This is a genomic window from Gammaproteobacteria bacterium, assembly GCA_022450155.1.
Classification (GTDB): domain Bacteria; phylum Pseudomonadota; class Gammaproteobacteria; order Arenicellales; family UBA868; genus REDSEA-S09-B13.
This window is the reverse complement of sequence record JAKUQR010000047.1, coordinates 1-6,412: the sequence shown is the minus strand read 5'-3', so window position 1 is coordinate 6,412 and position 6,412 is coordinate 1. Positions and strand designations below refer to the sequence as shown.

Sequence of the window (6,412 nt, the reverse complement as noted above, 5' to 3'; positions counted from 1 at the left end):
GTAAGTGATTGATTAAATTTGACTGCTAGTGTGAAGCTTGGTTTCGCAATGCGAAGGCCGGGAGTTCGATCCTCCTCGGCTCCACCAACCACTTAACGTTTTTCGGTGGTGTTGAGGTGGCAGTTTTGTGTAAACGCAAACGTGTGTATTCAGTTCTGACAGCCGACTTCACAGCCGTCTTAAGTCTGAGATTTTATGAGCGTTTGTCGGTCACTCTACAGACGGAACAGACGGGCAAACCGGATCGGGAATCTGATACATACCGCTTGAATCCAGGCGTGCTGGTGGATATGGTAGAAAACAAGAGCAAACACTGTTCCGAGCATAGCTCCCACAATCATATCTCCCGGATAATGAAATCCGGCGATGACCCGGGCGAGCATCATCAGAATTCCGAATGTGCATATTACGGCTGTGAGGTATCTGTTTTTTGGAAACAACAACGCCGCGACCAACGCCGCAGCGGCAAAAATGGCGTGCCCGGAAGGAAATGAGTTGTCGGGGAGATGAGAGATTATCGGGGTTACCGCTGAAACCGCTTCCGGACGTGGCCGTACGGGGAACAGCTGATTGACCGCAAGATAGATCGCCAGAGAAAACAGGATTGTCGAGGCAACATACAAAGCCGACTCTTTATGTAGGGACTGCCGGGTATATACCGCGTAAAGCCACAGTACAACCAGCAGTCCTGCCATAAAAAAGATGTGAAAGTCCGAGAAAAACCTGATTGCCCAGACCTGGATCGGGCTGGCGGGATCGATCCAGGACTGAAGCCCGTGAAGACCGGCGATATCCAGTGATATGAGATATTGCTTCAAAATAGGTGTCTCAAGTGATCTCCCAGCCCTTTCGTGGCACCAGCAGATCAGTTTTCGGCTGCAATTTCAGCTGCTCTGTCTTCATTGATCTCGAATCCGCGATGTACAGCACTGAGAATATACGATGATTCAACACCCCGTATCAGCAAATCATCAACCAGATTGGTCAGCAGCAGACTGACCTCGACAGGCCTTTCCGAATTGGACACGATCTCTGAACTCTGTTCCACAGCAACCGTCCAGAGTATTTCGAACTGTTCGTCTGTCAGTTCGTCCGACGCCTGTTCTCTGATCGGTATCACGTCAGCACCTGCGCCGTCGAATTCCGCTTTAACTTGATCGATTGTCCGGCAGATCGCCGGCACCCGGGGCTCATCATCCCAATAGACCAAAGGCCGGCCATGCACTAACATTCAAACTGGACCAGTCAGTGGGGGCTGGTCATAGTCGCTGCGGTCAATAGCACTTGAGTTGTCTGTAAAGGTTGACAGTCTCTCTTACAGTCTGATCTGGAAAATGCCGGTCAGGTCAAACAACGCGGCCGCTATAGCGATATGAGCGGGTCCCCATGGTAAGAACTGGGCCGGTGGATCGTTCCACTGAAATCTCGGATCGATGTCAGTCCGCTTAGGGGTTCCTTTTTGATCAGATCAGTGTGACCAGAATGTGACCAACAGGAGTCCTCTCCAGTCCATTCCAGTCACATTCGCTCGGGATCGGTGTGAGTAAGTGGCAGCAACCCTAGGCCGAACTCCATTACATTGTTACATCATCACGACAATTTACCACGAGTTCCGCGACCGAGGCATTATTCGAAAGCGCCAACAACATCAACACAATTTCCGCAATGTCGCTTGGCACCATCATTTTGTTGTAGGGAAAGGTTTCAACGTCAGAAGTCATATCGGTCGCTACGAAACCTGGACACAGCGCGGTGCATCGAACACCATCGTCCCAACCCGCACGTCGCGTCGCGTGCGAAAGAGCTACTGTGGCAAACTTTGTCATCGAGTACCCGGCGTTGTCATTATAGACAGCCTTACCGGCGATAGAGGACACGTTGATGATTCGTCCGGTGCCGCTTCGACGTAAATGCGGCAGAGTATTTCGGATCATTGACAAGGGTGCCTTCACGTTGACGACCCACATGCGGTCCAGTTCCACATCCTTCTCGTCCTCAACAGTGACCCGAACTACCATGCCAGCGTTATTCACCAAGCCGTCAATTCGCCCAAAGTATCGGGCCGTGGCTTCTACCCACTGGTGATGCGATCCTTGATCCTCAGCGTCGTAGCGCTCTAAGACAATTCGATCGGACTCCCAGTTCTCCGTTAGATCGTTGAGCGCTGCGACGTCACGCGCTCCAAGGCTAAGTGAGTAGCCTGCCGCATACAGCGCCTCAGAGATAGCGCGCCCAATCCCTCGGTTTGCACCGGAGACCATGACGACTCGGCCTTTTGGGGTAAGCATCTGTTAGCTCCTTTCATAATATCCGGACACTACGACTAAGGTAATGGTTCAATCGTAGAGCGCCATGCAACGGACTTCGATACTCCAGCGGTCGGGTGCATCTGCCGGAGTAGTGGGGTCAGCAAAGGCACTATGGAAACTGAAGGTGCACGGCTCTCTTATCCCGGTCGCATCCCCTTTCAAACCGTCCGATCGGGCAAGTAGACCGTCGGAGTCCCACTGCTTTATAAGCAGAATCTCATCGCGTATCAGACCCGAATAGAAGTGCCATTTGTGCCCGTCTGAATGCTTAGCAAAGTAGTTCTCGCCAATACGATCTTCGTAATGGATCTCGAAGACGACCAGATCCTCGGGGCGCACGCTTTGAGCATCACAAACTGCCAGAGGATGAGTGACCACAGGCTCATGGGCGATGTTTCTCCAGAGGTTAATGATAGCGAAACGCCCTCCGGCTAATGCACGGTCAGCCCGAACCTCGTCGATCAGACCTCTGCCGTCGGTTAGAATCATACTGAGCATATCGTTAGGTCCCGGCGGCCGCGTTAAATCCCGCAGCCTTTGGGGCGCACTTGTCAGCGTGTAGTCTCCATGTACAACGTGAGCAGGACCTTGCACATGCTGACCACCCTTGATACGGCTCTTGCTGTTCTTGCCGGCAGCCGAACGGACGTTATGGTCGAACGCTGCAACGAACGCTGCTCCGCTGACTTCTTGAACGATTTCAGCACAGTCAGAATAGTAGGCACGGATCACTTCGTCTTGAGAAAGGAAATTAAGATTAGGGTTTCGCAAGGGACTTTCCACAACCTCTAATCCGTTGCTGTTCAGCCTAGGTCTGTCCGACTCCTCTAGTTGTCTTGCGTCGTGAACTGGCATGTTCCGCTCTTCCAGATCAACGCCTTCCCAAGCGGCGTCGTTTCCTTTACGGTCGCGCCGAGTTAGCACCTTACCGTTGCGATACAGCGAGTGTGATACCGATGTCTTTAGGTATTTGAAAGAACCCTTGCGAACTGCGTTATTCGCAGTGCCTGAAGCTGAAGCCATTAAATTGCTAACTCCTCAGAAGTGGCGAACCCGTTATGTCGGCAAGGTGCCAGAGTTACATGAGCGCCTACCAAGTCATACTCGGGTACATTAATCATACATATACTTGCCTGGTTCATTGTAATTTCATCATAATATCTACTCAAGCAAGGCTATCTGTAGCAGCCAGCCGCGCTGTACTTGTGATAATAATAGTAAGCTTAACCGCCAGATCAACAACAAAGGGAGGTCCAAATGGAACTATTCGCCGATCCGATCACGGTCAACTGCCGTAAGGTACTTGCCGGCCTACAGATGATGGATGCCGACTATACGCTCACTAAGGTCGATTATTTCAAAGGGGAGCAGAAAAACGACGAGTTCAAGTCTATAAACCCAAACGCCGCATTGCCGGCGTTGAAGGACGGTGATCTCGTCCTTTGGGAGTCGAATGCAATATTGCAGTACGTTGCCGACACTATGGATAAAACCGAGTTTTATCCTAAAGATCCTGCCAAACGTGCCGACGTCAATCGCTGGCTGCTGTGGGAAGCGTCAGCATGGTTCCCGTCATGTTATGTATACCTAGTGGAGAACTGCGTGAAGCCTCTGTTGGACGATACACCTGACCAAGCCGCGATAGCTGCTGAGGCTGAAAACTTTCATAAGCTCGCAGGAATCCTGAACAGTCGTTTGGCTGAGAATCCCTGGCTCTGTGGTGCCGGACCTTCCATTGCTGACATTGCTGTCGCATCGCCAATGCACCTGCATGCCTGGCAGCAACTGCCACTTAACGAACATCCGAACCTGAATCACTGGATGACCGAGCGCGTCGAACAACTGCCATGCTGGGAGGCAACACATATTGGCGAGGGCTTCACGGTCGGCGGACCGTCCTGATCCCCGACTATAGGATGCAGGTATAAGTTCGGATAGCAAGAGCGAGGCCGGTGGATCGTTCCACTGAAATCTCGGATCGATGTCAGTCCGCTTAGGGGTTCCTTTTCAATCAGGTCACTGTGACCATAATGTGACCGGCAGGAGTCCGGCCTAGTCCAACCAAATCCAGCACTTTCGATGGTAACTCAGGACTTCGCGTAATCCACCGTGAACCAGCGCTCGGGTATGATCGACACACGTATGGACGCTTCCTCGGTACTGCCCGCCGCATAGGCGACACCCCTCTGTTCGCCAAGATAACGTATCGCCATGGGTTTAAGGTCTGCCTCATTGCTGGTAGGCTCGATCGCGCGCACACGCCCCTCGACGGACACGTACTTGTATGGCGTGTCCTCGGTCTGCGCGACCAGTGCGACAGGCGTACCGACTTCCAGTAAGCGGCCTTTCAGCGACTGCTGACCCGTAATCAGCCACGCCTCGCCGCCAGGTTCGTAGTCATACCATACGGGCACCGTCAGCGGGGCTGCCCTTTCCTTGCGCGGGATCGACAGCACACCTATGTGTACATCCGCCAGAAAAGATTCGCGCTCCTCGACGCTCATGCGGGTATCCGCCATGCGTTGTCTCCGTGAACAAAGACCCCGATTGTAGCAATCAACGACACTTGGTTTTGTCGGTATTTTGGCGATTGCTCTGACGTTCCCAATAGTCCAGTCCAGTTGATGTGAGCGTATTGCGAAGCGAGCGATCGGGACTTGCGAGAAAACTCCGGCAGCTGATTAATGGGTCCCGATAAGTGGCGCTGGATCTCTCGCATATTTCACTGTTCGACGAACAGAGCGAAATTCGAATCAGTCGTCACTATCGTAGGTCGTGAGCGATTGCTGCGCCCGGAGAGATTCGAACTCCCGACCACCTGGTTCGAAGACAGGTACTCAGAAACGCACTTCAGCCTATAAATATAGGAATAAGTGTACTACTGCTTTCCAATTAAATTCGAAGATTTAAAGAATAAACGCCCAGAAACAGCTGTGTTAATGAGCGTATGGATCCCGATAGTAGGACCGGGGTAACCGGCAAAACCGTAACCCCACTGACCGCAAACAGGTTAAGGTCGGCTCATGATCAGTTATACATCTACCGCACGTTCATCAGTTGGTTTACGGCAAGGGGGCTGAGAGTCTAACCGCAGTCAACCAAGCAGACCCAAACGATCAATATGGCCAGCCCGAACGGCGGATTTCGTTGAGGTCGTCACTGTGGATCCGACCGGCCGCAAGGGCTGAGATATCCCCCCGAGTCAAGCCGATATCTTGGAGGACTTCAGGTGCCAAGTTGGAAAGATACGTGACCGCCTTGCGAGTCTGGTATCTTGTTTTCAGGGCTTTTCCCACGGATAAGATCATGCCGGGAGCGGTAAAGACAACAAACCGCTTGATCAATTGACCGAAGGCGCTGAAAACCTCAGCAATCACTCTAGCCTGGAGTTGCCGGGCGATCTGGGTCGCACGAGCATAGTCCACAGAAACAAACTGGTTATCGAGACCACTAAACTTAGGGCCATCGAGGACTGTGAGGACTGGTTTCCCCTGGCGGGTAGCTGTGTAGTATTCATCATTGGCCGAGTGTGAGTCGGCAACCTCTGGTCGGAGGGTTGTCTTTTTCATATCAAATTACCTAAACAATAAAACAGAGGAGGAAACAACGTATGGGACAGTAATTTAGTTACAAGTAGCCCTAATATCAAACGAATTTATTTCATTTGTATATTACAATATCTAATGTACAGGCACTTCGCCTACTGATTGCCGAACAAACTTTTGGGATGTTGGAAATGAAACACATCTACACATTTCTCTGTCTGTAACAGTACTGTAATTTGGATTTAAGATAGAGCCATGAATGAATCAAAGCCTAGAAGGAAGCTTGCCGCCATCCTTGCTGCAGATGTCGTCAATTTCAGCATGTTGATGGGGGAAAACGAGGATCGGACCCTCAAGAACCTAAAGGCCTGTCGAACCCTCACGGACGACTGTATTTCGGCTAATCATGGACGAATATTTGGGAGTGCTGGCGATTCAATAATTGCTGAATTTGCGAGTCCGGTGGATGCTGTCATTGCTGCCACTGAGTTTCAAAGAAGCCTTAGGCAAAGAAACGAAGGAGTGCCTGAAGAAGATCAGATGTTACTCCGAGTCGGT

The 6,412-nt window shown here is 51.5% G+C and carries 8 protein-coding genes; 2 read left to right on the top strand and 6 right to left on the bottom strand.

Annotated features, from left to right (window positions below):
- Positions 1-215: 215 nt before the first annotated feature.
- The 4 genes from MK323_14775 to MK323_14760 form a co-directional block, all read right to left on the bottom strand.
- Positions 216-818, bottom strand: coding sequence for a phosphatase PAP2 family protein (locus MK323_14775; protein MCH2483408.1), 603 nt, complete (start codon positions 816-818; stop codon positions 216-218).
- 47 nt (positions 819-865) lie between these two features.
- A complete protein-coding gene (locus MK323_14770; protein ID MCH2483407.1) occupies positions 866-1,231 on the bottom strand; it encodes a hypothetical protein in 366 nt (121 codons plus the stop codon).
- Between the two features lie 343 nt (positions 1,232-1,574).
- Positions 1,575-2,288, bottom strand: a complete 714-nt coding sequence (locus tag MK323_14765) for an SDR family NAD(P)-dependent oxidoreductase (protein ID MCH2483406.1) — start codon at positions 2,286-2,288, stop codon at positions 1,575-1,577.
- Between the two features lie 48 nt (positions 2,289-2,336).
- Positions 2,337-3,332, bottom strand: a complete 996-nt coding sequence (locus tag MK323_14760) for a hypothetical protein (GenBank protein ID MCH2483405.1) — start codon at positions 3,330-3,332, stop codon at positions 2,337-2,339.
- 234 nt (positions 3,333-3,566) lie between these two features.
- Here MK323_14760 and MK323_14755 point away from each other — a divergent pair, with 234 nt between their 5' ends.
- Positions 3,567-4,211: a glutathione S-transferase family protein gene (locus MK323_14755; protein MCH2483404.1), complete on the top strand. Its 645-nt coding sequence runs from the start codon at positions 3,567-3,569 to the stop codon at positions 4,209-4,211.
- A 185-nt stretch (positions 4,212-4,396) separates the two neighbouring features.
- On the opposite strand, the gene MK323_14750 is transcribed toward MK323_14755, so the two are convergent.
- Together MK323_14750 and MK323_14745 are read right to left on the bottom strand one after the other, a co-directional pair.
- Positions 4,397-4,828 (bottom strand): pyridoxamine 5'-phosphate oxidase family protein, encoded by a 432-nt coding sequence (locus tag MK323_14750; protein ID MCH2483403.1) that lies wholly within the window; start codon positions 4,826-4,828, stop codon positions 4,397-4,399.
- 597 nt (positions 4,829-5,425) lie between these two features.
- Positions 5,426-5,878: a DUF1127 domain-containing protein gene (locus MK323_14745; protein MCH2483402.1), complete on the bottom strand. Its 453-nt coding sequence runs from the start codon at positions 5,876-5,878 to the stop codon at positions 5,426-5,428.
- A 231-nt stretch (positions 5,879-6,109) separates the two neighbouring features.
- Here MK323_14745 and MK323_14740 point away from each other — a divergent pair.
- Positions 6,110-6,412, top strand: a 303-nt coding sequence (locus MK323_14740) for an adenylate/guanylate cyclase domain-containing protein (GenBank protein ID MCH2483401.1), incomplete at its 3' end; no start/stop codon positions are given.